Origin of the sequence: Paenibacillus taichungensis (genome assembly GCF_050994985.1) — a bacterium.
Taxonomy (GTDB): Bacteria; Bacillota; Bacilli; order Paenibacillales; family Paenibacillaceae; genus Paenibacillus; species Paenibacillus taichungensis.
Genome location: NZ_CP194720.1, coordinates 6,244,496 through 6,270,381 on the forward strand (window position 1 = coordinate 6,244,496; position 25,886 = coordinate 6,270,381).

22 protein-coding genes are annotated in these 25,886 nt (G+C 47.9%); 17 read left to right on the forward strand and 5 right to left on the reverse strand.

All coding sequences use genetic code 11. The features are described 5' to 3' along the window. Nucleotides 1-38: 38 nt before the first annotated feature. Nucleotides 39-731: a 4'-phosphopantetheinyl transferase family protein gene (locus tag ACR1R9_RS28245; RefSeq protein ID WP_433922200.1), complete on the reverse strand. Its 693-nt coding sequence runs from the start codon at nucleotides 729-731 to the stop codon at nucleotides 39-41. 80 nt (nucleotides 732-811) lie between these two features. Next, on the reverse strand, nucleotides 812-1,648 hold the full coding sequence (locus ACR1R9_RS28250) for an arylamine N-acetyltransferase family protein (protein ID WP_433948853.1): 837 nt from the start codon (nucleotides 1,646-1,648) through the stop codon (nucleotides 812-814). Nucleotides 1,649-1,916: 268 nt separating this feature from the next. On the opposite strand from ACR1R9_RS28250, the gene greA reads away from it, so the two are divergent. From greA to rlmN, 3 genes are all read left to right on the forward strand, one after another. Further along, complete coding sequence (gene greA / locus ACR1R9_RS28255; RefSeq protein WP_063565893.1) at nucleotides 1,917-2,393, forward strand: transcription elongation factor GreA; 477 nt, start codon at nucleotides 1,917-1,919, stop codon at nucleotides 2,391-2,393. Nucleotides 2,394-2,804: 411 nt separating this feature from the next. After that, nucleotides 2,805-4,160: a sodium-dependent transporter gene (locus tag ACR1R9_RS28260; RefSeq protein WP_076287313.1), complete on the forward strand. Its 1,356-nt coding sequence runs from the start codon at nucleotides 2,805-2,807 to the stop codon at nucleotides 4,158-4,160. 176 nt (nucleotides 4,161-4,336) lie between these two features. Next, a complete protein-coding gene (gene rlmN / locus ACR1R9_RS28265; RefSeq protein ID WP_433922198.1) occupies nucleotides 4,337-5,431 on the forward strand; it encodes a 23S rRNA (adenine(2503)-C(2))-methyltransferase RlmN in 1,095 nt (364 codons plus the stop codon). A gap of 341 nt (nucleotides 5,432-5,772) precedes the next feature. Here rlmN and ACR1R9_RS28270 read toward each other — a convergent pair whose 3' ends face one another. Further along, nucleotides 5,773-6,213 (reverse strand): GNAT family N-acetyltransferase, encoded by a 441-nt coding sequence (locus ACR1R9_RS28270; RefSeq protein WP_076287315.1) that lies wholly within the window; start codon nucleotides 6,211-6,213, stop codon nucleotides 5,773-5,775. 141 nt (nucleotides 6,214-6,354) lie between these two features. Between ACR1R9_RS28270 and ACR1R9_RS28275 the strand changes: the two genes are divergently transcribed. The 5 genes from ACR1R9_RS28275 to ACR1R9_RS28295 all read left to right on the forward strand — a co-directional run bounded on the left by ACR1R9_RS28275 (nucleotide 6,355) and on the right by ACR1R9_RS28295 (nucleotide 11,348). Beyond that, entirely contained in the window at nucleotides 6,355-6,861 is a 507-nt protein-coding gene (locus ACR1R9_RS28275; protein ID WP_433956405.1) for a MarR family winged helix-turn-helix transcriptional regulator, read from the forward strand. Between the two features lie 53 nt (nucleotides 6,862-6,914). Next, nucleotides 6,915-8,015 carry a glycosyl hydrolase family 8 gene (locus ACR1R9_RS28280; RefSeq protein ID WP_433922197.1) on the forward strand — a complete coding sequence of 367 codons (1,101 nt, stop codon included), beginning with the start codon at nucleotides 6,915-6,917 and terminating at the stop codon, nucleotides 8,013-8,015. A 114-nt stretch (nucleotides 8,016-8,129) separates the two neighbouring features. Beyond that, nucleotides 8,130-9,005, forward strand: a complete 876-nt coding sequence (locus ACR1R9_RS28285) for a diguanylate cyclase domain-containing protein (RefSeq protein WP_433922196.1) — start codon at nucleotides 8,130-8,132, stop codon at nucleotides 9,003-9,005. A gap of 162 nt (nucleotides 9,006-9,167) precedes the next feature. Next, on the forward strand, nucleotides 9,168-10,463 hold the full coding sequence (locus tag ACR1R9_RS28290; RefSeq protein ID WP_433922195.1) for a glycosyltransferase family 2 protein: 1,296 nt from the start codon (nucleotides 9,168-9,170) through the stop codon (nucleotides 10,461-10,463). 156 nt (nucleotides 10,464-10,619) lie between these two features. Next, nucleotides 10,620-11,348, forward strand: a complete 729-nt coding sequence (locus tag ACR1R9_RS28295; protein ID WP_433922194.1) for a class I SAM-dependent DNA methyltransferase — start codon at nucleotides 10,620-10,622, stop codon at nucleotides 11,346-11,348. Nucleotides 11,349-11,462: 114 nt separating this feature from the next. Here the strand turns inward: ACR1R9_RS28295 and ACR1R9_RS28300 are convergent, their stop codons facing one another. Together ACR1R9_RS28300 and ACR1R9_RS28305 are read right to left on the reverse strand one after the other, a co-directional pair. Further along, a complete protein-coding gene (locus ACR1R9_RS28300) occupies nucleotides 11,463-12,242 on the reverse strand; it encodes an ABC transporter ATP-binding protein (protein ID WP_433922193.1) in 780 nt (259 codons plus the stop codon). Nucleotides 12,243-12,327: 85 nt separating this feature from the next. After that, on the reverse strand, nucleotides 12,328-13,554 hold the full coding sequence (locus ACR1R9_RS28305) for an MFS transporter (RefSeq protein ID WP_433922192.1): 1,227 nt from the start codon (nucleotides 13,552-13,554) through the stop codon (nucleotides 12,328-12,330). A gap of 117 nt (nucleotides 13,555-13,671) precedes the next feature. Between ACR1R9_RS28305 and ACR1R9_RS28310 the strand changes: the two genes are divergently transcribed. The 9 genes from ACR1R9_RS28310 (at nucleotide 13,672) to ACR1R9_RS28350 (ending at nucleotide 25,818) form a co-directional block, all read left to right on the forward strand. Then, nucleotides 13,672-14,565 (forward strand): helix-turn-helix domain-containing protein, encoded by an 894-nt coding sequence (locus ACR1R9_RS28310; RefSeq protein ID WP_433948852.1) that lies wholly within the window; start codon nucleotides 13,672-13,674, stop codon nucleotides 14,563-14,565. 475 nt (nucleotides 14,566-15,040) lie between these two features. After that, a complete protein-coding gene (locus tag ACR1R9_RS28315; RefSeq protein WP_063565906.1) occupies nucleotides 15,041-15,958 on the forward strand; it encodes an ABC transporter permease in 918 nt (305 codons plus the stop codon). A 29-nt stretch (nucleotides 15,959-15,987) separates the two neighbouring features. After that, a complete protein-coding gene (locus ACR1R9_RS28320; RefSeq protein ID WP_063565907.1) occupies nucleotides 15,988-16,869 on the forward strand; it encodes a carbohydrate ABC transporter permease in 882 nt (293 codons plus the stop codon). 55 nt (nucleotides 16,870-16,924) lie between these two features. Beyond that, nucleotides 16,925-18,520, forward strand: coding sequence for an extracellular solute-binding protein (locus ACR1R9_RS28325; RefSeq protein WP_433922190.1), 1,596 nt, complete (start codon nucleotides 16,925-16,927; stop codon nucleotides 18,518-18,520). 32 nt (nucleotides 18,521-18,552) lie between these two features. Further along, nucleotides 18,553-19,536: a LacI family DNA-binding transcriptional regulator gene (locus tag ACR1R9_RS28330; RefSeq protein ID WP_076287697.1), complete on the forward strand. Its 984-nt coding sequence runs from the start codon at nucleotides 18,553-18,555 to the stop codon at nucleotides 19,534-19,536. A 44-nt stretch (nucleotides 19,537-19,580) separates the two neighbouring features. After that, nucleotides 19,581-20,693: a glycoside hydrolase family 88/105 protein gene (locus tag ACR1R9_RS28335; protein WP_099857932.1), complete on the forward strand. Its 1,113-nt coding sequence runs from the start codon at nucleotides 19,581-19,583 to the stop codon at nucleotides 20,691-20,693. Beyond that, entirely contained in the window at nucleotides 20,690-21,766 is a 1,077-nt protein-coding gene (locus ACR1R9_RS28340; protein WP_433922189.1) for a pectinesterase family protein, read from the forward strand. The genes ACR1R9_RS28335 and ACR1R9_RS28340 overlap by 4 nt, the downstream gene beginning before the upstream one ends. Nucleotides 21,767-22,146: 380 nt before the next feature. Further along, entirely contained in the window at nucleotides 22,147-23,718 is a 1,572-nt protein-coding gene (locus tag ACR1R9_RS28345) for a chitinase (RefSeq protein WP_099857934.1), read from the forward strand. Continuing rightward, nucleotides 23,719-25,818: a glycosyl hydrolase family 18 protein gene (locus tag ACR1R9_RS28350; protein ID WP_433922188.1), complete on the forward strand. Its 2,100-nt coding sequence runs from the start codon at nucleotides 23,719-23,721 to the stop codon at nucleotides 25,816-25,818. The last annotated feature ends 68 nt before the right edge of the window (nucleotides 25,819-25,886 follow it).

The window sequence follows — 25,886 nt, forward strand, 5'->3', positions numbered from 1 at the left end:
AAAATGAAAAAATGAAGGAAGGGTTTGTAACCCCTCCTTCATAATAATGCCTGATACAACTCTTCGATTGTGATGACATCCGGCTGGGAAGGTAAAGCTTCTCCTGCGGAACAAGCAGCTATCATATGCCCGTGATCCAGTCGAAGGCTGAGGAATGGATAATTGGCTGCTTCTGGCGAGTGCCAGTTCCCGTCAGCATTACGGATCATGGAGAATGAATCAAGTGGCATGGACAGGCCCATGCCGACGGCCTTGATGTAGCTTTCCTTTAACGTCCATAGACGGTAAAAGGTCTCCAGCTGCATTTCGGCGGGCTCCGCAGCCAGGAATCCACTCTCCGTGATAGAGAAGAAGCGCTCGGCAATCTTCATGTCGATGGGCGATATTTTTTCCACATCCACACCCAGATCAGCGTCACCGCCAGAGATTAAAGCAATCCAATCGCCGGAGTGCGAGACATTAAATTGAACATCAGCATAGTTACTGAGACTGAGTGAAGGTTTGCCGTATTTGTTACGTGTAAAGGAAAGTTCTCCCGGCCTCAGGCCAGTTAACTTGCTCAGCGTCACACGGGTCAACACTTCACCCAGTACAGAGCGATAAGCATCCACCTGATGTACAAAACGTGCAGCTTGTCCTCGTCTTTCCTCAGATACGTAAGACAAAAAAAGGTTCCAGTATGTCTCCGGCAATTCTGCCGGAACTTGAAGAACTTGAATCGTTATCATCATTTATCACCTGACGATGTATTCGGCATGGATTGCACACTTTCCTTTATAATCATCGGTTTATCGGGTCTGCCCGTGCCGCTTTATACCTGCTGTGTTCTTTTCCATTCTTCATGTGCAGCCTGTACCCGTCCCCACATTTCTTTGCGTTCAAGTTCTGTGTAATTCACCAACGGTTCATGGAATTTCTCAGCCAATACGTCTCTCCACTCGGTGTAGGTTTGAATTTCCTTCTTGCGGATACCATCGCGGTCATGCGTCCGGAGCATACATCCACGTAGTTCGTTGCTTTGGAGAGCATGCCTCTGACGGAGTAAAAATGCGTTATGCCAAGGCGAATCGGCTGACTGGCTGTAGAATTCATGCTTGGGAATGAACTCCTCCAGGTTGGTAAGCTCTTCGGGAGCGAAGTCGACACCCTCACTTGGCCCGTTCGGCTCATATTCAAGTCGCCATCCGCCAGGGGCAACGGATGAAGGCATTAATGTATAAGTAAACGGGGCCGATCCGTAGGTTCCATAACGAAGGGGAAGCGGTTCAAAGGGCATGCCGCCCAGACCGACGTCCACAATCCAACGTTCCACATTCGGGTCTGCATCTGGCAAAGAGACGGAAAGACCGAGATGGAACGAGTTCACACGTGGCTGCTCTCCGAATGGCTGAACTCCGGCACGATGCCAATGCACCGTATATCCCAGAGAGCGAAGCAGAACGCTGAAAGCGCCATTCAGATGAAAACAGTAACCACTGCGGCCTTGCAATATAAGCTGGACCGATTCTTGAAGACCCGTAGGTCGACCTGCAAAAATATCGACCGTTTGCCAGGATAGATACTGCACATGTGCCTGCTGGATTTCAGATAGGAATGCCAGTGTGGGTTCCTTGATATCATGGATGCCTATCCGTTTCAGGTAGGCCATTATTTCAGTTGGAGTCAATGTAACATTCATCCAGATCACCTCGAGTCATGTAGTGAGCGTGTTATAAACTGCTGCCCTGAATTCATTGTAAAAGTGAACGGATGAAATGAATACACTGGTTTATTTCAATTGTACCGGTACAGTCTAAGAGGACACATACACATCTTTCCATCAATGGGAACGTTATTTCTTTTTCTTGGTATGTTAACCGTTTGGAGTGGATATAGGTTAGAATATAGATAGAAAGCAGGATTAGGAGATGGAAAAAATGGCTAATGATGAAGTGATCTTGACACAGGAAGGCTTGGAAAAGCTGGAGGACGAACTGAGGGAATTAAAGACGGTGAAGCGTAAGGAACTGGCGGCGCGTCTGAAACTCGCGATCAGTTACGGTGACCTGAAGGAAAATAGTGAGTATCATTCAGCCAAAGATGATCAGGCTTTTATGGAAACACGCATTTTGATTCTGGAGAAAATGCTGACCAAAGCAAGAGTCATCACTTCGGACAATATCGACTCGAACAAAGTAAGCATTGGCTCAACCATTCTGCTTAATGATATTGAATTCGCCGAGAAGATTGAATACATGTTGGTTGGTCCAGCCGAGGCGGATGTTGCTGATAACAAAATATCGTATGAGAGCCCGCTTGGTAAAGAACTGATGGGCAAAGAAGTAGGCAGTGTCATTCATGTAAATGCGCCTATGGGCATTATCAAATATGAGTTGCTTGAAATTAAAATTTAATCCAAATAGAGGTGTTTCGGTAACCATGTAAGTGGTTGCTGGAACACCTCTTTTTTTATTCTTACAGGATCATATTCAGCTACGTTTCTTCCGTCCATTTAGAACTTCACGGGTCATGGCATATACAACCCAGAGCAGAATCACGATATGGATCCCAGCCACCTTTGGAATTACCGATCTACAGGGCAGGGTTGGCATGCTTCTTTTTATCACATACTGTATATTAGAAAGTTCAGTGGACAACACGTCGCTGGCTGCTTCCTATGTTAAATGAAGAAGGAAAGGCCAACCTATTTATTGCACAAGTACCTGTAAATAAATAACATTTCGACAAATTTCGATTTTCGAATGACCTGACACGTGGAGTAGTATATAATTACGGGAAAACTTTAAAGTGATGGAGTAGATACGATGAATTTTAGTAAGCCTAATCTGGATCAAGACGGACCCAACAAAGGTGAACGCTTCTCGCAGGCCGGATTTATTCTGGCTGCCATTGGTAGTTCAGTGGGTCTCGGCAACATGTGGAAGTTTCCTTATATTACGGGAGAGAACGGGGGAGCGGCGTTTTTCCTGCTCTTTATCGTTTGTCTCCTGTTGATTGGTCTGCCCGTATTGCTGGCTGAACTTGCGATTGGTCGCAGCGGCAGAGGAAGCGCGGCTACGGCCTTTATTAAAGCGGGTGGGCAAAAAGGTTGGCTTGCGGCTGGATTGCTGCAAGTACTGACGCCATTTATCATTCTTTCCTTTTATGTGATCATTGCAGGCTGGACGCTGCAGTACGCAATCACGTCCTTTAGTGGCACGTTGTATAACAATCCGGATTATGCCGGACAGTTCGGTGACTTTGTTGGCGGCTATATGCCGATTGTGTGGCAACTGGTTTCGGTTCTGATTACAGGTTGGATCGTAGCCAAAGGGGTATCGAACGGAATCGAGAAGTTTAACAAAGTGCTGATTCCAGCGATGCTGGTTCTGCTCATTATCCTGATGGTTCGTGCAGTGACTTTGCCAGGAGCTGGTGCGGGAGTTTCCTTCTTCCTGAATCCAGACTTCTCGCAACTTACGACCGAATCTGCGCTGGTAGCGCTTGGACATGCATTCTTCTCCCTATCACTGGGTATGGGTATTCTTGTGACATACGGTTCATATGTTGATAAAAATCAATCACTGGGTGCAGCAACCGTTGCTGTAGGTGCGGGTGATCTGATTTATGCGTTCATTGCAGGTCTGATCATTTTCCCAACGACCTTCTCCTTCGGGATTGCACCAGATCAGGGTCCATCGCTGATCTTTGTGGCTTTGCCGGCAGCCTTCTCGGCTATGCCGCTAGGCTTCGTGTTTGGCGGGTTGTTCTTCGTGCTTCTGGCGATTGCGGCGTTAACATCGGCTGTATCCTTGCTGGAAGTTCCGGTGAAATATTTCATGGAGAGACTATCCTGGAGCCGGAGTCGCTCGGTATGGACCATCTCACTTGCCGTCTTCATCGTTGGGCTTCCTTCGGTATTGTCGCTCGGATTGTTCCCTGAATGGACGATTGGCTCGAAGAGTGTGTTCGACTGGATGGACTTCATGGCGTCCAACATTTTACTTCCGATTGGTGGATTGCTTGTTACTATTTTTGCCGGATACTTCTGGAAAAAGGCTGCCGAAGCATCCGGCTTGCGTGCAGGCTGGTTCCGGGTATGGCTGTTCATGCTGCGTTATGTAGCGCCAATTCTGGTGCTTCTGGTTCTGCTGCATACCTCAGGTATTATTCACTTCTAAACGGTTGGGCATTGGAGTGAAGCGATAAGTTACTGTGCAGATTTGCCATTGATAAAACCTCTTGGAAGAAATGCAAAAGCCCTTGTGTTCCCTCGTCAATTTTGGGACAATACAGAGTAGAGGTTTTTTCGATAGACCGATGAGCCATATGCTTTTTGCGAAAAGAGGACAATAACATGATTAAATCATCCATATATGGATTAACATTAGAGCAACTACGTGACTGGCTGCCGGAGCATGGGCAGAAGAAATCCCGTGCTTCCCGCATCTGGGAATGGTTATATCAGGAGCGAGTGCATGATTTTACAGAGATGACGGATGTGCGTCAGGAATGTCTGGATGTCATTTCAGAGCATTTCACGATGAACTCACTGAGTGAACATGTGAAGCAGGAATCTGCTGACGGCACGGTGAAATTTCTGCTGCGTATGCAGGACGGAAATCTGATTGAAACGGTTTTAATGCGCCAAAAATACGGTCTCACTGTATGTGTAACCACTCAAGTGGGATGTAATATTGGTTGCAGCTTCTGCGCGAGCGGGCTGATCAAGAAAAGTCGCGATCTATCCGGTGGTGAGATTGTCGAACAGATTATGCACGTACAACAGTATCTTGATGCAGCTGGTCAAGGCGAGCGGGTAACTAACGTGGTCGTGATGGGAATTGGCGAACCGTTTGACAATTTCCAGAACATGACTGACTTTATTGAAGTGATCAAGCATCGTAAAGGGCTGGCGCTTGCAGCCAAACGGATCACCGTATCCACGAGTGGGCTGCCTGACAAGATCAAGGAATTTGCAGACAGCAGTCTGCAGGTAAATCTGGCGATCTCCCTGCACGCACCGAATAACGAACTGCGGACACAGATCATGAAGATCAACCGGGCCTTCCCGATTGAACAATTGATGGACGCGGTGGATTATTACCTGGCTACGACGAACAAGCGTATTATGTTTGAATATATTTTGCTTCGGGACGTCAACGATCAGCGGGAACATGCGGCCGAATTGGCTGAACTGTTGTCCACCCGCAAGAGTATGGTCAGTATCAACCTGATTCCGTACAATCCGGTGGATGAGCACAGTCAGTATCAGCGGAGCACGGAAGAGTCCATTCTGGGCTTTTATGATACATTGAAAAAGAAAAACATTAACGCAACTGTACGCATGGAACATGGTACCGATATCGATGCGGCCTGCGGACAATTGCGCAGTAAACAGATGAAAAACAACGCCGCTGAATCTCAGCCAGGTCGTCTGGCTTTGGGATAAGGATGTAAGCCAAGAAGTCAGGTTAACGCCTGGCTTCTTTGTCATCTTATTTACTTAGTAAATACTCTCCCAATGTGGCGCTACATCTAATGAACTCTTCGCACCTAATTGGAGCAAAATACGTGAATTAGAAATGCTAACGAACTTCAATCAAGTTATTCAGTCAAATTCACATTAAAAAGGTGCAAGTTAGGTTGCAAAAACAGAAAATAAGGTTTGTACGATTCGTTACACTCCCAAATACTTAAATCTCCATTAATAGCACGGGCTGGGTTCATTAGAAACCAAAAAGAGCATCCCAAAGTCTTGTTCTTGAACTTTGAGGATGCTCTTTTTGGTATTTATTTTAAGTTCTTGGTCATCAGTAGATGTGGAATGCCATCTTCCATGAATACGTCCGAGGCTGCCGTGTATCCGAGACGTTCGTAGAACCCTGAGGCCTGTACCTGTGCATGCAACTTGGCCTTCTCGAGTCCTTGAGCGAGTGCCATTTGCTCCAGCTTATCGATCAGCACACGACCAAGTCCGTGTTTCCGATAATCGATCATGACACAGATCCGTTCCAATTTGGCAACATTTTCGACCACACGCAGCCTGGAAGAGGCAGCGGGAACGCCGTCTACGTAGAGCAGAATATGTTTTGCTTCCGTCTCCAGTGCATCATAAGCATCGAATTCGTCCTCAGCCGGCACCCCTTGCTCTTCAACAAAAATAGCGGTACGAATGGCGAAGCAGGCGTCGAGCAATTCCTGGTTATTAGCTTCAACAATAGTTGTATTCATGAATGTTTCTCCTTTAGTCAATAGTAATTCTATTATGGCATGGTAAACTGGTAGATAGCATGAACGTATACCTGTTCCATGTGTTATCATGGTTAAAATTTAAACTGATTTAAATCAGTTATATCATCAATTATGTTGCGAATGCAACAATTTTATAGAGGAGTGAATCCATTGACTGAAAAAAAAGAAGTGTTGCGTGAAATCGGCATGATTGCCCGCTGCCTGGATTCGATCAGCAACGTTGAATTCCAACATCTAAACTTGTCTCGTGGACAGTATTTGTATCTTTATCGCATATGTGAGAATCCTGGTATTATCCCCAATCAGCTCGCTGAATTAATCAAAGTGGATCGGACCACTGCGGCTAGAGCCATTAGCAAACTGGAAGCGGACGGATTTGTCGTCAAACAGTCGGCAATGGGTAATAAGAAGAATAAGCTGTTATATCCGACAGATGCTGGTCTTGAAGCTTGGGAGTTCATCCGCAGAGAGGGTGTTCATTCGGACCAGGTAACGCTGGAGGGCTTAACGGAGGAAGAGATCGAGATTGCGGTTAAGCTTCTGCGCCGGATGCGCCACAACATTGAAGTTGATTGGAAATTCGTCAAAAAGGGCGGCCGCCGGCCTTATATGGATCATTCTGAATGAGCGAAGAGTGATATTCCAGAGCTGTAACAACACAGGAGGGAAATATGCAGGTCATGAACCGGAGAAGACTGGTGTGGTTGGTCATACTGGTAGTTGGTATCGCGGCAGCATGGATTATTTTTATGAAGGAGCGGTTTGTGATGAACGATCCATCCCCGACAGCTTCTTTTGTACAGAAACATATGACCAATTCGAATGGCACACTGGCCACCTATCTTCAGGATGCTTCGTCAGTAGATCCAAATATTGTGGCAGGTCGGGAGGCTTTGTCTGAATCCATCGGACTGTGGATGCAATACGCCGTAGCCAAGAACGATCAGGTGTTATTTGAGCAGAGTTATGATCTCTTAAAGACCTATTTCCTGATGCCTCAAAACTATATTGCCTGGAAGCTGGATACGGAAGGGAAGTCTCATGTGACCACCAATGCGCTTGGCGATGATTTTCGAATCGTTGGGGCATTATTGAAGGCGGCAGATCAATGGGAGCAGGGCCGGAAGGAGAAGCTGGCAACAGCCAATCATATTGTCCGTACACTTACGCAGTCCGTTCAGACCAAGGGGTATTATGTTGATTTTCACGATTTCGCCAATGGACATTCACCGGATATATTAAGTCTGGTTTATGTTGATCTGCAGGCGCTGCAAGCGATGGAAGAGCATGAAATGCTGGAACCAGGAACCTATACCAAATACGAATCTCTGCTGAAAAGCATGCCGGATGACGGCATATTTTACCCTAAAACCTTTAATGTTGTAACGAAAGAATATACATATGATGATACGGTCAACCTGATCGATCAGCTAATTGTCGCCAACCATTTAACGGCAACCAACCGGACGCCGGACAAGCTTATTTCTTTTCTGAAAACTGAATTCAATACCCGTCATCAGTTGCCGGGCCAATATAAACGTACGGGGCGTACACCCGCCGTATCCTATGAATCTCCATCCGTTTATGGACTCGCCATGCTGCTCGCTGTTCAAACAGGTGATCCAAAATGGGCCAAACAGCTGTATAACCATATGATCACCTTGCGCAGTCTGGATAACGCTTATCCGGGAGGGTACGTATTTGATGGCGATACACATATGTTTGATAACCTGTTCCCTTTGCTTGGTGAGACTGAATTACAAAAGTTTCTTGAAAAATGATAATTCTGTCATTTTATGTGTTTAATATTGTGTTAGCATAATATTTGTCTATTCATGTCGTAATTTGTTGAATTCTAATGATCACTATTAAATTTTACTGGAGAGAAGGTACTTATGAGGAATAAAGCACCCATTCGTCGTATTGCATGGGGATATGCCAGTTTGATCGGATTAGCCGTGATCCAGCAACTCGTTGTCTATCTTAAAATTTATATGAATCAGAGTTATACCACACTGGATGTGGTGTTTAGTATCGCAACGCTCGGTGCGCTGGTTCTTGGTTTTGCGATACCTGTCGGAGTGTCTGTCGTCGCCGGATTTGTATATCTGGTCTCTTACTTTGTCTGGCTTGTTACCTATGCAGATGTGAATGTGCTTACGTTCTCATGGTGGCTATTAATCCCGGCTAATGTGGCTGTGGCTGCTTTTATTAAGGCAAGTCTTGTGCGTAGTGCCCGTGTCATGGAACGTCTGCAGGAGCTGCAGGAACGTAATCCGCAGATTGATCCGGATACATCCTTGGGCAACAAGGATGCTCTTGCCGATACGGTCATTAAACAAAGCAATCTTGCCAGACGTTATTCGGAGCAATATGGGTTCAGCATGGCCATGTTCAAGATTGATTTTTTGCCATTGGTACTGGAGTCACTTGGTTCCGTAAGATATGCACAGTTTCTGCTGGAGCTGTCCAATACGATCCAGAAGCAAATACGGTATGAGGATTACAAGTTTTATGTGGATCGGGGACGGTTTGTGATCATTTGCCCGATGACCGATGTGGGGTACTTGCCAGTGCTTACAGGACGGATCAAAAAAGCGATGATGGATCTGCAGATGATTGATAAAAAAGGAAATGAACTACAGACGGTTATTCGATCCGGTGCATTGGTATTCCAGAAGGAACAGTTCGGCAAGTATGAGGATATTGATGCTGTTATTGCCGCGCTGGAACGGAACACGGAGACAGATCTCATTGGAGAGTATATCTAAAACTAGCGTGAAAGGAGAGATGCTCAGTGGACTACATGTCATGGTTCATCCCGATTTGTATCGCGGTCAGCTGTATGTTCGCGGTTTTTACAATTGTATTAACGATTGCCACTCTTCGCTTTCGATCCAAGGTGATTCGTAAGTACGATCGGAGGAAGGTAAGTGGCTGATTTTATATTACTACTATCCATATTTAGTATATGGATTGCCGTATTTGAATCGATAGTCATTATGGCTGGAGCCGTTCGTTTTATTCAAAAACAGGACAAAAAAGGGATTCAGATTCCTAAGAACATGGATCATTATCCAACCGTAACCGTCATGGTACCTGCACATAATGAAGGATTGGTTATTGTAGCTACCGTGGAGCATATCCTGCGTCTAAATTATCCTGAAGATAAGGTTCAGGTCATCGTTATTGCGGATAACTGCACGGACGATACAGCGGAGAAGCTGCGGACATTTCTCAGCCAAACCAGTTATGTACATCGGAATGTGACCGTTATGGAGCGTAAGGGTACGGGAGGCAAGTCTGGTGCGTTAAATGACGGTTTGGAGATATCCACGGGTGAATGGATTTGCATCTTTGATGCAGATGCTGCCCCTGAGCGAAATTCCCTGATGTTTCTGACACAGAAGTCGTTGGAAAACCCGGAGCAATATGGTGTCGTATTTGGCAGAAATAAAGCAAGGAACCGGGGGCAGAACTTCCTTTCCAAATGCATTAATCTGGAGATTATCACATCTCAACGAGTCTACCACACAGGGCTGTGGGAATTATTCCAGCTCGGTTCCATTCCGGGGACTAATTATATTATTAAAACGGATCTGATTCGTGAGATTGGCGGCTGGGATGTTACCGCGATCACAGAAGATACGGCTTTATCCTTTGAGATTTTGAATCGAGGGCAATTCGTTGCCCTTGCGCCCCAGGCAGAAGCCTATCAACAAGAGCCAGAAAAGGTCAGCGTGTATATGAAACAGCGTGAACGATGGGCAAAAGGGAACTATCAGGTTGTTTTGGATAATATCCATAACCTGTTCAACCGGTCCAGCTGGCGTAACAAGTTGTTGGTTATCTATTATGCGGTCAGTTACTTTTGGTTTATGCTTGCCATCATTGTATCGGATATTATCTTTCTCGTTAATCTGGTCTACCAGATCATTGCGATGTTCAAACCGGGAGTGAGTTCACCGTTCCAATTTGCCGGAGATGCGTATGTATTTCTTGTCATTGGATGGGCGTTTATGTACTTTATATATGTATTGCAGATCAATCTTGCACTCGCGGCAGACATTGGACAGAGCAATACTCGTAATTTCATATACGCCTGTGTATCCTATTTTACGTATGCGCAGCTGTTTATTCTCATCTCGATCAAAGCCTTTTACTCTTTGGTCATGGACAAGATCAAGAAACGTGAGAGCAAATGGTACAAAACGCAGCGCTTTGGCTGAGCCAGTATAACGAAAATTTACTAATGCATAGGGCTGTCTGCTGGATTATTTCGGGCAACAGCCTTTTTGCTGTAGAAACCTATGCCGATATTCTGTATAATCTTTCAGGCTGAATATGAGAGCTGAGCTTCATTCCAGTAACGGAGGGGTTGCGCAATGAGCGAACGGGGATCGGATTTTTACGACGATGGGGCCAATTTCGAGAAGTATATGGAACGCCGGCAGTGGCAGGAGAATGCCAATGATACGTTGGAGAAGCCTGTAATGCTGGAGTTAGTCGGAGACGTTGGGGGCAAGTGCATATTGGATCTCGGCTGTGGTGATGCGAGGTTCGGAGCAGAACTGTTGGGTCCCGAGCACCGTGGTGGCAGTTATACAGGAATTGAAGGTTCAGTGAATATGATTCAGGCTGCCCATGAATCGATAAAGGGTCAGAACGCCCAGATTGAGCAAGCGTATATGGAAGATTGGAGCTATCCTGCGGATACATACGATCTGGCCATATCCAGACTGGCGATTCATTATATTGAGGATGTGGACAGCCTATTTCGCAAGGTATACCACACGTTAAAAGAGAACGGCACATTCGTATTCTCGGTAGAACATCCTGTGATCACGTCGACGCTGCAGCCTTCGGGAGTCCGAACCAACTGGATCGTCGATCAGTATTTTGTGGAGGGATTTCGGGAGCAGCAATGGCTTGGAGGTACGGTGAAAAAAATGCATCGCTCCATCGAATCCTACTATATGGCATTACAGCAGGCAGGATTTCAAGTACAGCATCTGCGGGAATCGGCGCCTCAGCGTCAGCATTTTGTGAACGAGGAGACGTACCTGCGCAGACAGCGGATTCCATTGTTTTTATTCCTCTCTGCCCGGAAATAATACACAGAAAACTGTGGATAATTCATAATATAGCCAAACAGCCCAAAACCTGTCCACATGTGGATAAGATTTTGGGCTGCTTCGACTGTTTCAACTGTGAATAGATATAGAAAATTATTTTTCCGATGCTCTGACATAGACACGTTCTCCATGTCGATCCACATCCACAGGTGCTTCAAAAAAGTTACTCAGTACGTCTTTGTTCATCAACTCGCTGGTTAATCCGCTATTCACGATCTCGCCCCGTCGGAGCAGCAGGCTGTGACTGAACACAGGCAATATTTCCTCCGTATGATGAGTCACGTAGATGAGCGAAGGGGTATCCGGCTTCTGCGTCAGCTCACTGATACTTTCAAGTAGCCGCTCTCTGGAGAACAGATCGAGTCCATTACAGGGCTCGTCCAGAATGAGAACACGCGGGTTAGCCATCAAGGCTCGGGCAATGAGCAACTTCTGCTTCTCCCCCTGAGAGCAGGTACGGTATTCGCGATCCCACAGATGCTGACAGCCGAGTGTATGCATCAATTCTCGTGCCTGATCCAGATCCTCGTCTGAAAGTTTATCGTACAGTCCGATGGTGGCGTGTTTGCCGCTGATCACGACATATTGGGTGCGGTCGGTGCCATACAATTTCTCTTGAAGGGAGGAGCTGACCCAGCCAATCGACTTTCGCAGCTCACGCAAATCCACATCCCCGTAACGGTGTCCGAGCACGGATATCGTACCTTCTGTGGGCCAGAGATATCCGGTGATCATGTTCAGGAGTGTGGTTTTACCGGAACCATTCAGGCCAAGCAATGCCCAATGTTCGCCTTCGTTTACATGCCAGCTGACATCGTTCAGCAGGGTGATGGGTCCCCTTTTCCAAGTAACATGCTGTACATCAATGATCATGAGTTATTCCTTCCTTCTATTTAGCCTCTGTCTCGATTATCCTGACCTTATTGTAGTCACAAAACGACTGACGTTTCAATGCATATTAGGCGTTTCTTGGCCGATCCCGGCGCAGGAATACAGCACATACCCCGAGCAGCGGCAAAAAAGAACATAGCTTGATGACGAATGAAATGCTGGTCACATCAATCAGGGAACCGAGCACAACCGAGCCGAGTCCCGCCATGCCGAACGACAGGCCGAAGAACAATCCCGATACCGTCCCAATATGACGCGGAAGCAATTCCTGTGCGTAGACAATGATGACACTGAAGCCGGACATCAGAATCAGACCGATGATGCCGCATAATACCATGGATAGAGCAGGTCCTGCATAAGGCAGCAGCAGTGAAAATGGTGCAGTACCCGCGATGGAGAACCAGATCATCGGTTTACGTCCATAACGGTCAGCCAGTGGTCCACCGAGCAAGGTTCCAACCATACCCGCAAATTGCAGAACGAACAGGCAAATCTGGGCCTGCGAAAGAGGTAGGTTATACGCATCCGCGTAATAAAAGGCATAGTACCCGGTCATACCGGCAATATACACGAATTTGGAAAATAGCAGCAGGATGAGAATACCCATTGTAAAAGCGATAAATCCCCGACTTAAGGGCTGGGCAGTAGGCTGCACAATGCCATTTGCCTGTACAGACTGTTGCTGACGGCTGCGATTATCCGCCAATTTGTCTCTATACCAACGGCTAACGGAAGACTGGATAATGATCCCGATTAGGGCAAAAGCCATTAGCCACAGAAAACTAAGCTGTCCATGCGGGAGCAGGATAAAGGCAACCAGCAACGGGGCGAGAGCCTGACCTGTATTGCCACCGACCTGGAAGATGGACTGTGCCATTCCACGTCCTCGACCTGCCGCCAGATGGGCGACGCGTGAGGATTCAGGATGCAGGATGGATGAGCCTATACCAATCAATGCTGCGGAGACAAGCAGCATCCATAACTCGGAAGACAAGGCAAAGCCGAAAACACCGATCAGGGAGAACAACATGCCTCCGGGCAGTAGGATTGGCATGGGCTTGCGATCAGACATATAACCGACCAGCGGCTGTAGAACCGATGCGGTAATATTCAATGTGAAGGCAATCCAGCCCATCTGGGCGAAACTGAGCTGCATGGTCTGCTGGAACAGCGGAAAAGCAGACGGAACAACGGTCTGCATCGCATCATTCAGCAGATGGGCGAAGCTGACCCCGGCAAGCGCCCAATTGGCGGAGTGATTGATTTGCATTTTGCTTACAGCGGCTTGTGCCACGGGAGATCACCTCGAATTATTTTTTACCATGATAAAAGATACGGACAGATATTGTCTTTGTGAAAAGTGCTTGGAAAGTGAGCACGATTTGCTATAATGTCAGCAGGTGAGGAAACGATGGAATTAAATATGATGCTGAATGGATTGGAATTGTGGAAGGCCTCTGGCGGATTCGCCAATGAACCCCATGTGCATGATGATTGGTATCAGGTTACGTTGCCTGTAAGAGGACAATGTCATCTAGTGCAGGAACAGCATGCTTATCCACTACAAGCAGGACTAGGGATTATTGCACATCCCCGGATGGAGCACTTTTTCGAGATTGGTTCGGATTCCGCGGTTATCGTTATCAAGTTTCGTAATCCGCCAGTTGGCAGCTTGGAGGAGTCAGGGGGGCAAGGGGTGCAGACCGAATTTCGGACTACGCAAACCTTCGATCCTGCTGAAATTAGCAGACTGTTTCGAGGCTGGAACGCCATTTTGCTTGACGATGCGCCTGAACCATTGCAGATACAGGAAGCAGAGCTTGCAGTAGAGACATATCTTAGACGGATGCTGACTGGTCAACCGGATGGGAGTAACCTGACGCTGGCAACCGCAGGAATAGGTGTGGCGGGGAGAGTGGGGGCTGGCCTGGTTTATGGGCAGCTTCAGAATCTGTATCAGCAAACAAGCAGCCACGGCGGCGCGTTCATCGACCCCCATCTGCGGCGCGTGCTGGAGTATATACACAGTGACTATACAAGTCCAATGGACATTGAATCGATGGCGGCGGTTGCGCACCAGAGCAGATATCATTTTATGCGTTCCTTCAAGGCGCTGACAGGTTCAACGCCGTATCAGTACGTACTGAATTTGCGTGTGGAGGAAGCCACCCGACGACTGCGCCATACAACAGATTCAGTGACCACCATCAGCTTTGGGCTGGGGTTCTCCAATGTCAGTCAGTTCTACAGGGCGTTTCAGCGCGTGACGGGTGTAACACCGATGGAGTATCGAAACCAGATGTAGAAGCCGAAGAGGTTGAAACCAAGGGTGAACGTTTCAAAAATAAAACAATCCTGCGCTGTGCCAGAAAGCTGGCTTAGGCAGGGTAAGAACCGGGCAGAACGAAAGAAATACGTTCATTGCCCTTTTTTCGCGCCTTTTTTGCCCGCTAACATGTCTCCCAGATCGGCAAAAGCATGTAGACCTCTTCGCAATTAAACACTGATTTTTGTTGTTGCCAAACCAGTTGGTCTTTGCTAAGATGGGAAAAATAGTTTTTTGTAAGCGTATACATTTAGGGTAAAATTACAACGTTGTAATTTTGGTTTTGTGTTTATATCTACGTATTCAATCGTTTGTTATTTGTTCTAATATTCTATTTTGAAAGGGGTTTTATGGATTCTTTGTTTAAGGGAATGATCTGAATTGTGCATGAAGTGGCATGTTTATGACTGAAAATTCAAACGTTGTAATTTTAATGCGAAGGGGAGTCTAAAAGGTGAAGAATCGCATGTCCACGCTGTTCAGCCTGATCAAACGGGATAAGTATTTGCTGCTGATGTTCTCACCCATTTTTCTGTATTACGTCATCTTCATGTATGTTCCCATGCCGGGCATGCTGCTGGCCTTCCGCAATTTCATGCCTGGGCAGGGAATGTTCAGCGGGGAATGGGTGGGCCTAAGGTGGTTTGATCAATTTGTGAATTCCATCTACTTCTGGAGGCTGCTGCGCAATACGTTTTTACTCGCCTTCCTGCCGCTCCTGTTTGGCTTCTCCATCCCCATTCTGTTCGCCGTCTGTATTGTAGAAATCAAGAATCAGACGTTCAAGCGGTTCGCCCAGACCGTCACCTACCTTCCGCATTTCATCTCGACCGTCGTTGTCGCGGGCATGATTATTAACTTCCTGTCACCTACGGACGGGATCGTGAACACCCTGATTGCCAAGCTCGGTATGGAGAAAGTGAACTTCATGATGGATGCCGGATGGTTCCGAACGATATTCACCAGCTCCGATATCTGGCAGAGCTTTGGCTTCAGCTCCATCATCTACATTGCGGCCATTATGGGCATTGACCCCGAAATGTACGATTCCGGCAAAATTGACGGCGTCAACAAATTCCAAGAGCTATGGCACCTGACACTTCCCAGCATCAAGCCAACGATTGTCATCCTGCTGCTCCTGTCGCTTGGCGGCATTATGAGTGTAGGCTTCGAGAAAGTATATCTGCTCTATAACGGCGCTACCTATGAGACTGCAGACGTGTTATCTACCTACGTGTACCGGATGGGGATTGAAGGACAGAACTACGGATTTGCGACAGCCGTCGGCCTGTTCAACTCTATTATCACCTTTGTGCTTGTGTTCGCGGCTAATACGATGACCCGGCGTCTGACCAAGATGTCACTCTGGTAAGACCACATCCCGACCCAAAGGAGACCTGTATGCAAAAATCAAGAAGTGACCGGTTATTCTATGGATTTGTCTACCTGCTGACCATATTGGCAGTCGTCGTTACGCTGTATCCTTTTCTGTACGTGATCAGCATTTCATTCAGCTCAGTTGATGCGATCGACAAACAAAAGGTTGCGTTGTGGCCGGTAGGATTCACCTTGTCCGGGTACAAAATGGTGCTCCAATACCGGGAGTTGTGGGTGTCCTTCTATAACACCCTGTGGTACACCGTTATAGGTACTCTCCTGAATATTGTTGCTACGTGCCTCGCTGCATTTCCGTTATCCAGGCAGCAATTTTTCCTGCGCAGAAAGCTAAACTTTTTCATTGCCTTCACCATGTATTTCTCGGGTGGACTCATCCCGGTTTACATGCTGATTACGTCACTGGGGCTATATAACACCCGCTGGGTAATGGTGCTCCCTGTGCTGGTCATTACGTTTAACGTCATGATTTGCCGCTCAGCCTTCGAGGGTATTCCGAATGAAATCTTCGAAAGTGCAAGCATAGACGGGGCCAATGAACTGACGATGCTGTATCGTCTGGCGATACCCATTATCAAGCCAACGCTTGCCGTGCTGACGTTATATTATGCCGTATTCCACTGGAACAACTTCTTCTCAGCCCTGTTATATCTGGGCAAACAGGATATGCAGCCTTTGCAAATGTTCCTGCGCAGGGTGCTGATCATGGCATCACCGGAGGTCATGCAAAAAATGGGCGGCACGATGACCACGGGCGCGCTTGCAGTGTCCACACTTCAGGTTCGGTATGTGTCGATTGTGGTCAGCATTCTGCCAATCGTTACGATCTACCCTTTTATCCAGCGGTACTTCGTCAAAGGGATTACCCTCGGAGCCGTGAAAGGATAGCCTTATCGATCACCATGCATTACCCAAGGTTGTTCATAACAAGGAGGAATAACGGATGATAATCAGAGGGGCCGGAAGAAAAAGTGTTCTCGCGGTGATTCTTGCTATCAGTCTCGCTGGATGCAGCAGTAGTACAGGAGCAGGGGGAGATAAGGGCAGTGCTTCACCAAGCTCGGAGCCAGCGTTCAACTACACAGGGGCAGGTCCGGTAACGGACCAGAAAGATGCCAAGCTGTCGATTCTCGGGACCAACGCATGGACGACCAATGTGGATCTCTCTACTGCGGAGATTGTGAAGAAAATTGAGAGTAATGCCGGGGTAACAGTCGATTGGGATCTCATTCCGCCGCAGAATTATGCAGATGCAGTGAATCCAAGGCTTGCGGCCGGAACAGGATTGCCAGATATCGTCTATCTGCCGGATCAGGATCAGCTCATGAAATACATTAACAGTGGTCTGTTTATTCCGCTGAATGACCTGGTGGAGAAGTATGGTGTGAATCTCAAAAAAATATACGACAAATCCCCCTCCGTCAAAGCCAGTTTAACGACGCCAGATGGTAAAATGTATTATGTTCCGCAGCAAACGCTTACGAAAAACTACATGCCCTTGTTTATGGTGAATGAACGCTGGCTGAAGAAGCTGGGCTTGAACGAACCTGCGACACTGGATGAGTTCACAGCGATGCTGCGCAAATTCAAGACAGACGACCCGAACGGTAACGGCAAGGCGGATGAAATACCGTTGTCCATGGAATCCAAGTTTGTGCCGATGGCATTTGGTCCTGCTTTTGGTCTTGATCTGTCCAATCAGTTCTATGCGGATGACCAGGGTAAGGTACATTTCAGCTATTATGAACCTGCCTACAAGGAATATCTCACATACCTGAACGGGCTGTATAAAGAAGGACTGCTCGGGGTGGACTATGCCAGTACCACAAGTGATCAGGTGACCTCTCGCATCTCGCAGGATGTAACCGGAGCCACGTTTAATTTTAGCTGGTACATGTCGATGGTCTACAGTCCGTTGTTCAAAGATTATGATCCGGCGGAGCCCATCTTCAAAGGCATTCTGCCACTGAAAGGACCGCATGGAGACCAGTTTTATATTGGACGTACGCCTGTGAGTGGAATTTTTGGAATCTCCAAAGATAGCAAAAATCCGGAGCTCGCCTTCCGTTTCCTGGATTATGCGGTTAGTGAAGAAGCGCAGACGTATTATACGTGGGGAATCAAGGACGATACGTACACCGAAGAGAATGGCGTGAAGACATTCACGGACAAAGGCAAAGATAATGACTATATCCAGAAACTCGGCATTGGTCCCGTGAATCTACCGAACATTCAGTCTACCGATTCGGCGGATTCCGTTGTGGCCGAATGGCATGCCAAGCTCGACAAGGAATTGGAGCCTTACATCCACGAACCGTTCCCATTTGTATATGCTTTGCCAGATGAGGCGAGTGTAGAGAGCATGTCCATGCCGGATATTACGACATATGTGGAAGAGATGAACTTCAAATTTATAAGCGGAGATGCCAGTCTGGATCAGTTTGACAGTTATATTGAGACTTTGAAAAAAATGAACATTGAGCAGGTTATTGCCGGCAGACAGGCGCAATATGACCGGTATAAGGCTGCACAGCAATAAGCTTCCCAAGGGTTGAGAGGTGTTGATTGATTTTGATAACCATTAAGGACATTGCCAAACTGGCGGGAGTGAGCTACAGCACGGTATCCAAAGCGCTAAACGGTGATCCCCGCATCAAACCGGCGACGCGGCAGAAGGTGCTCGCGGTTGCGGAGAAGCATCAATATCGAAAAAACATTATGGCACAGCAGCTTTCCACCGGCAGAAGTAACATTATCGGCTTTGTTCTTGATGAACTGAGCAATCCGCTGTTCTCGAATATTTCGGGCAATCTGCACGCGGAGCTGAAGAAGCGGGGATACCAGATGATTTTGGTCGTCGCGGATGATGGGCTGGATGTCTTCAGCCAGCTTCGCGTGGATGGATGTATCCTGTGGGATTATGCTCTGGACAATCGGGATGCCTTCTGGAAAAAGTTCGCGACACTCAACATGCCATGTTTTGTGCTTGGTACAGATGAAGCCCCGAATTCCCCTTACATCAAGATTGACCGGAAAGAGGGCATATACAAAGCAGTTGAGCATCTGAAATCACTGGGCCATAGCCGAATTGGTTTTATTGGAAACTCCCAAAATATCAAGCTTGAAGGGTATCGGGAAGCGTTGCAGCGCACAGGCCTTAATTTTGATCAACGCCATGTGCTGCCTGCACATTCCTCTTGGGAGGACGGGTATTTTGCCATTCGGAATTATACGTTTGAACCTGATTCACCAACGGCATTTATTGGCTTGAACAACCTGGTAACTCGAGGTGCATTGCGGGCTTTGCTGGAAGCTGGCTACAATGTGCCAAATGATATCTCGTTAATCGGTTATGATGATCTGCCGGATATGCAGTATGCCGAGGTGGCGCTAACAACTATTGGTCCACCACTGGATGAACTGGCAGCACAGGCAGCAGAATTGATCGTATCGTTGATCCGTGATGAGCAGGTGGACTATCCGGTGATTATCCAACCGAAGCTGAATCATCGCAACTCGACGGCGATTTGTCGGCAGCAGGTGTCTGAGTATTAATGATAGGCTGAGTACAACATTCAAGGTCCAGGGAGGGTTCTTTTATGCAGGTACAGACGCAGTTATCTTGGTCGGAGCGAATAGCGGAGATGATTTACCGGCAATGCGATGGAGAGGGCTATCATGTGTTTCTTTCGGAACGTTGGGCATATGTTCAGGGGATGACGTTAATGGCGATGTCACGCACTGGCAAGCAATACGGCAAGGACGAGTATGTTTCTTTTATGAAAAGACATATGGATCTGTATGTTCATGAGGATGGTTCCATCGGAACGTATTCCCTGGAAGAGTACAACCTGGATCAGATCAATCAGGGCAAGAACCTGTTCGAACTGCTGGATACCACAGGGGATCAGCGGTACGCTGAAGCTGCGCATCTGCTCGCCGCCCAGCTCGCAGGACAGCCCCGAACGTCGGAGGGCGGATTCTGGCACAAAAAAATCTATCCGTTCCAGATGTGGCTGGATGGATTGTATATGTCGTCGCCTTTTCTGGCGCAATATGCCAAGATATTTGACCGGCCTGATCTGTGGGATGAAGTGGCTCATCAGATTTTGCTAATCGAAAGCAAGACGCGTGATCCGCGCACGGGTCTGCTCTATCATGGCTGGGATGAATCGAAGGAGCAGATCTGGGCCGACTCCGTAACCGGATGCTCCGCACACTTCTGGAGCCGGGCGATGGGCTGGTATGCGATGGCGATCGTGGATAGTCTGGAGCACTTTCCGATTCATCATCCGAAACGGGGCACAATCATTGGCATCTTCGAGCGCATGTGTAATGCATTGGTACGTGTACAGGAGCAGGAGAGCGGACTCTGGTTCCAGGTGCTGGATCAGGGATTCCGCAAGGGCAATTATCTGGAAGCTTCCGGTTCAAGCATGTTTGTGTATGCTATGGCGAAGGGCGTTCGCTTGCGTTACCTTGAGCCGCATTTCAGGCAGGCCGCAGAGAAGGGATGGCATGGACTGACGTCCCGTTTGATGGAAGAAACGGAGGAAGGCGTGAAGCTGAACGCGATCTGTCACGGGGCAGGGCTCAGTCTGGATCGGGATGGTTCATACAGTTATTATGTCGGCGAGCAGATTGTGAGTGACTCGTTCATGGGCATGGCGCCACTCCTGCTGGCCGCGCTGGAAATGGAGCGATTGCCATGAACAAACCTCTGTCACATGGATCAGATGTGGACCTGTACAGGAATGGTTACCTGGTTGCTGCGGACGGAAGCGGCGATTTTCCCACTATTCAGGCTGCCATTGATGCGATTCCGGCAGAATGCACTGAAAAGTATACGATTCGCATAAAGCCAGGCACCTATATTGAGAAACTGCATATCGAGAAGCCGATGGTCCACCTCGTTGGTGCGGGAGCCGATCAGACTATCATCACGTATGATGATTATGCGCTCAAGAAGTTCCCGAACGGGGAGTTGTATCATACCTTTCATTCGTACACGGCCTTTATTGGTGCAGATGATTTCACCGCTGAAGGACTTTCCTTCATCAACTCGGCTGGGCCTGGTCGTGAGGTGGGTCAGGCGTTGGCTGTATATGTGGATGGGGATCGGGTAGCCTTCCGGCATTGCCGATTTATAGGTCACCAGGACACGATCTTTACCGGACCATTGCCTGAGCAGCCGATTGACCGGAGTTTCTTCGGGGGGCCGCGTGACGGGGCAGAGCGGCGGAAGCTGCGCCAATATTATGAAGATTGTTACATTGAGGGAGATGTCGATTTTATTTTTGGCTCGGCTACGGCAGTGTTCCAGGGCTGTGAAATCTTTGCGAAGAATCGGTTGAGTGATGCTGCTGCAGAGGGAGAAGTGAATGGTTGGATCACGGCTGCTTCCACACCAGAGGGCGCACGATATGGCTATGTGTTTATCGATTGTGACCTGACCAGCAACGCCCCCGCTCAGTCCGTATATTTAGGCAGACCGTGGCGTAATCATGCCAAAGTCTGTTTCCTGAACTGCTGGATGGGGGCACATGTGAAGCAAGAGGGCTGGCATAACTGGAACAAGACCGATGCGGAAGCAACAGTTGCGTACTTCGAATATCATAGTGCCGGACCTGGGGCCGGAAGTGTGATGGGGAGAGTTCCATGGGCGAAAATACTCAGTGATCAGGAAGCGGCCGAATATACTGTTCCTGTTATTTTATCTGGTAATGATGGGTGGCAACCTTTCGAAGGTATGTTGTCATTTGAACTATCCTCCTCGAAGTTATAACAAACTTAGGAATACATCCGTTAATTTATAAAATGAAAATAAAAAAAAGGCTGTCTATCAAATCTCTTAATGACCTGATAGACGGCCTTTTTGCGCGGTATATTACATTTTTCGCCCCCCATAGAAATAATTTATCCCTTATCTCAATTGCATTTTACTGATTAAATACAGGGTGAGGATCTGTAAATTCCCTGTAAATTTGGATGATGTCTGCAAAAAAAGAAAACGAGAGGGAAGGTCCATTTTGAAAAAGAAAGGGAGTGAAACGATACTCATCGTCAGACGGCTTTATAAGCTCTAAGATTGCGGATCACATGTAAGTGCACCAGTGAAGCTTTGTTTGCAAGGTGAAAATAATCTGAATACAGGAGGGATTTTGCTTGAATCAAGCTGTTCGATTCCGCCCGGTCATTACATTCGCTTTGGCATTTCTTCTGATTATTACGTGGTTTGCACCAAGAGCAGACGCCGCTGCCCAGTGGCAGGCAGGCACCGCATACAAACAAGGAGATCTAGTAACCTATTTAAATAAAGATTATGAATGTATTCAGCCCCATACGGCTTTGACCGGATGGGAGCCCTCAAATGTTCCTGCATTGTGGAAATACGTGGGGGAAGGTACGGGAGGAGGAACTCCAACTCCAGATACGACACCACCTTCCGTTCCTGCAGGTTTAACCTCATCCTTCGTCACGGAGACATCGGTCAATCTTACCTGGAACGCATCCACGGACAATGTAGGTGTAACCGGATATGAAGTGTACCGGAACGGTACTCTCGCGGCGAACACTTCAACGACTACGGCTGTAGTAACAGGACTGACAGCCGGCACCACATATGTTTTTACAGTCAAAGCAAAAGATGCGGCAGGCAATCTGTCCGCAGCAAGCACCTCTCTCAGCGTTACCACTTCCACCGGATCTTCGAATCCTGGGCCTAGCGGCAGCAAATGGCTGATCGGCTACTGGCACAACTTCGATAATGGTTCTACCAACATTAAACTGCGCAACGTGTCAACAGCCTATGACGTTATTAATGTCTCCTTTGCCGAGCCGATTTCACCCGGCAGCGGAACACTCGCTTTTACTCCGTATAACGCTACGGTAGAAGAGTTCAAGTCGGACATTGCGTACCTTCAAAGCCAAGGGAAGAAGGTACTGATATCTATGGGAGGAGCCAATGGTACGATTGAGCTCACAGATGCGACCAAGAGACAACAGTTCGAGGATTCCCTAAAATCCATTATTTCGACTTACGGATTCAATGGTCTCGACATCGATCTTGAAGGAAGCTCCCTGTCTTTAAATGCGGGCGATACCGACTTTCGCAGTCCAACGACTCCGAAGATCGTTAACCTGATTAACGGCGTGAAAGCGCTTAAATCACACTTTGGTGCCAATTTTGTCCTGACCGCTGCACCGGAAACGGCCTACGTACAGGGCGGATATCTGAACTATGGTGGTCCTTGGGGGGCGTATCTTCCAGTGATTCATGCCTTACGCAATGACCTGACCCTGCTTCATGTGCAGCACTATAACACTGGTTCGATGGTGGGGCTGGATGGACGCTCTTACGCTCAAGGGACAGCCGATTTCCATGTCGCCATGGCCGAAATGCTGCTTCAAGGGTTTAACGTAGGTGGAAGCTCGGGTCCATTCTTTAGCCCTCTGCGTCCGGACCAGATTGCGATTGGCGTACCAGCTTCCCAGCAGGCGGCTGGAGGCGGCTATACGGCGCCAGCTGAGCTGCAAAAGGCATTGAATTATTTGATCAAAGGAGTATCATACGGCGGTTCCTATACCTTGCGCCAGCCTGCGGGCTATGCCGGTCTCAAGGGCATCATGACCTGGTCAATCAACTGGGACGCATATACGAATAACCAGTTCTCGAACGCACATCGTCCGTTCCTGAATGGGTTTAGCACGCAAAAGACAGAGGAGGTTGTGTATTAAATGATAAATTCAAATAAACACACTGCTTTTAAGAAGACTGCAAAGTTTTTCCTTGGTCTGTCCCTGCTCTTATCCGTCATCGTACCTTCCTTTACGCTCCAACCTGCTACGGCCGAAGCAGCAGATTCTTATAAAATTGTTGGTTACTATCCGTCCTGGGCTGCGTACGGGAGAAACTATAATGTAGCTGACATCGATCCGACCAAAGTGACACATATCAACTATGCATTTGCTGATATTTGCTGGAACGGCATTCATGGAAATCCGGACCCTTCGGGACCCAATCCTGTAACCTGGACCTGTCAGAATGAAAAAAGCCAAACGATCAATGTACCGAACGGAACAATCGTGCTCGGCGATCCATGGATCGATACGGGCAAGACATTTGCAGGGGATACGTGGGATCAGCCTATTGCGGGTAATATCAATCAGCTTAACAAGTTGAAACAAACCAATCCTAATCTGAAGACTATTATCTCCGTTGGAGGATGGACATGGTCCAACCGTTTCTCTGATGTAGCCGCGACTGCTGCAACCCGAGAGGTCTTTGCTAACTCTGCCGTAGACTTCCTACGGAAGTACAATTTTGATGGGGTAGATCTGGACTGGGAGTACCCGGTATCAGGCGGACTCGATGGTAACAGCAAACGTCCTGAAGATAAGCAAAACTACACATTGCTCTTGAGCAAAATCCGTGAAAAGCTGGATGCGGCGGGAACTGTGGACGGCAAGAAGTATCTGCTTACGATTGCAAGCGGTGCGTCTGCAACCTATGCTGCCAATACGGAGCTTGCAAAAATTGCTGCCATCGTCGACTGGATTAACATTATGACATACGATTTTAACGGCGCTTGGCAAAAAATCAGCGCACATAATGCGCCATTGAATTATGATCCTGCGGCTTCAGTTGCTGGCGTGCCAGATGCCAATGCATTTAATGTGGCAGCCGGAGCACAAGGGCATCTGGATGCAGGCGTACCGGCCGCTAAACTCGTGCTTGGTGTTCCATTCTACGGTCGTGGCTGGGATGGATGCGCACAAGCAGGCAACGGCCAGTATCAGACGTGTACGGGTGGTTCTTCCGTTGGAACATGGGAAGCAGGCTCCTTTGACTTCTATGATCTGGAAGCCAATTACATCAACAAAAACGGATATACACGTTACTGGAATGACACCGCCAAAGTGCCGTATCTCTATAATGCGTCCAACAAGCGCTTTATCAGTTATGACGATGCGGAGTCCATTGGATATAAAACGGCTTATATCAAGAGCAAAGGACTCGGCGGAGCGATGTTCTGGGAGCTCAGCGGTGACCGTAACAAAACACTTCAAAACAAACTGAAAGCCGATCTGCCTACCGGAGGCACAGTGCCTCCAGTAGATACGACAGCACCAAGCGTACCCGGGAATGCCCGTTCGACAGGCGTGACAGCAAACTCGGTGACGCTGGCCTGGAATGCTTCAACGGATAATGTAGGCGTTACCGGTTATAACGTCTATAATGGCGCTAATCTTGCGACATCCGTCACCGGAACGACAGCAACAATTAGTGGACTTACAGCGGGTACCTCATATACCTTCACGGTAAAAGCAAAAGATGCGGCAGGTAATCTGTCTGCAGCCAGTAATGCTGTAACCGTAAGCACAACGGCTCAGCCGGGAGGCGATACGCAAGCACCAACTGCACCAACGAACCTTGTGTCCACCGCGCAAACGACATCCAGCATAACGCTGAGCTGGTCGGCATCCACTGACAATGTGGGTGTAACGGGTTATGACGTGTACAACGGAACGACACTGGCAACAACGGTAACCGGTACGACCGCAACGATTAGCGGGCTTGTGGCGGATACCTCGTATACATTTACAGTAAAAGCAAAGGATGCGGCAGGCAACGTATCTGCAGCGAGCAACGCGGTAAGTGTGAAGACAGCCGCCGAAACGACGAATCCTGGTGTATCCGCATGGCAGGTCAACACAGCTTATACTGCGGGACAATTGGTCACATATAACGGCAAGACGTATAAATGTTTGCAGCCCCACACCTCCTTGGCGGGGTGGGAACCATCCAACGTTCCTGCCTTGTGGCAGCTTCAATAGTTAAAAATTGAAATACAACATTTTTAATTGAAGCGTGCAGTGTTGGCGAGCTTAGTTAATGGAAAGAG

What these genes read in the sequence shown, in the direction of transcription:
- ACR1R9_RS28245 (WP_433922200.1), bottom strand. Translation starts at nt 731, where the DNA reads ATGATGATAACGATTCAAGTTCTTCAAGTTCCGGCAGAATTGCCGGAG.
- ACR1R9_RS28250 (WP_433948853.1), bottom strand. Translation starts at nt 1,648, where the DNA reads ATGGCCTACCTGAAACGGATAGGCATCCATGATATCAAGGAACCCACA.
- greA (WP_063565893.1), top strand. Translation starts at nt 1,917, where the DNA reads ATGGCTAATGATGAAGTGATCTTGACACAGGAAGGCTTGGAAAAGCTG.
- ACR1R9_RS28260 (WP_076287313.1), top strand. Translation starts at nt 2,805, where the DNA reads ATGAATTTTAGTAAGCCTAATCTGGATCAAGACGGACCCAACAAAGGT.
- rlmN (WP_433922198.1), top strand. Translation starts at nt 4,337, where the DNA reads ATGATTAAATCATCCATATATGGATTAACATTAGAGCAACTACGTGAC.
- ACR1R9_RS28270 (WP_076287315.1), bottom strand. Translation starts at nt 6,213, where the DNA reads ATGAATACAACTATTGTTGAAGCTAATAACCAGGAATTGCTCGACGCC.
- ACR1R9_RS28275 (WP_433956405.1), top strand. Translation starts at nt 6,355, where the DNA reads ATGCAACAATTTTATAGAGGAGTGAATCCATTGACTGAAAAAAAAGAA.
- ACR1R9_RS28280 (WP_433922197.1), top strand. Translation starts at nt 6,915, where the DNA reads ATGAACCGGAGAAGACTGGTGTGGTTGGTCATACTGGTAGTTGGTATC.
- ACR1R9_RS28285 (WP_433922196.1), top strand. Translation starts at nt 8,130, where the DNA reads ATGAGGAATAAAGCACCCATTCGTCGTATTGCATGGGGATATGCCAGT.
- ACR1R9_RS28295 (WP_433922194.1), top strand. Translation starts at nt 10,620, where the DNA reads ATGAGCGAACGGGGATCGGATTTTTACGACGATGGGGCCAATTTCGAG.
- ACR1R9_RS28300 (WP_433922193.1), bottom strand. Translation starts at nt 12,242, where the DNA reads ATGATCATTGATGTACAGCATGTTACTTGGAAAAGGGGACCCATCACC.
- ACR1R9_RS28310 (WP_433948852.1), top strand. Translation starts at nt 13,672, where the DNA reads ATGGAATTAAATATGATGCTGAATGGATTGGAATTGTGGAAGGCCTCT.
- ACR1R9_RS28320 (WP_063565907.1), top strand. Translation starts at nt 15,988, where the DNA reads ATGCAAAAATCAAGAAGTGACCGGTTATTCTATGGATTTGTCTACCTG.
- ACR1R9_RS28325 (WP_433922190.1), top strand. Translation starts at nt 16,925, where the DNA reads ATGATAATCAGAGGGGCCGGAAGAAAAAGTGTTCTCGCGGTGATTCTT.
- ACR1R9_RS28335 (WP_099857932.1), top strand. Translation starts at nt 19,581, where the DNA reads ATGCAGGTACAGACGCAGTTATCTTGGTCGGAGCGAATAGCGGAGATG.
- ACR1R9_RS28340 (WP_433922189.1), top strand. Translation starts at nt 20,690, where the DNA reads ATGAACAAACCTCTGTCACATGGATCAGATGTGGACCTGTACAGGAAT.
- ACR1R9_RS28350 (WP_433922188.1), top strand. Translation starts at nt 23,719, where the DNA reads ATGATAAATTCAAATAAACACACTGCTTTTAAGAAGACTGCAAAGTTT.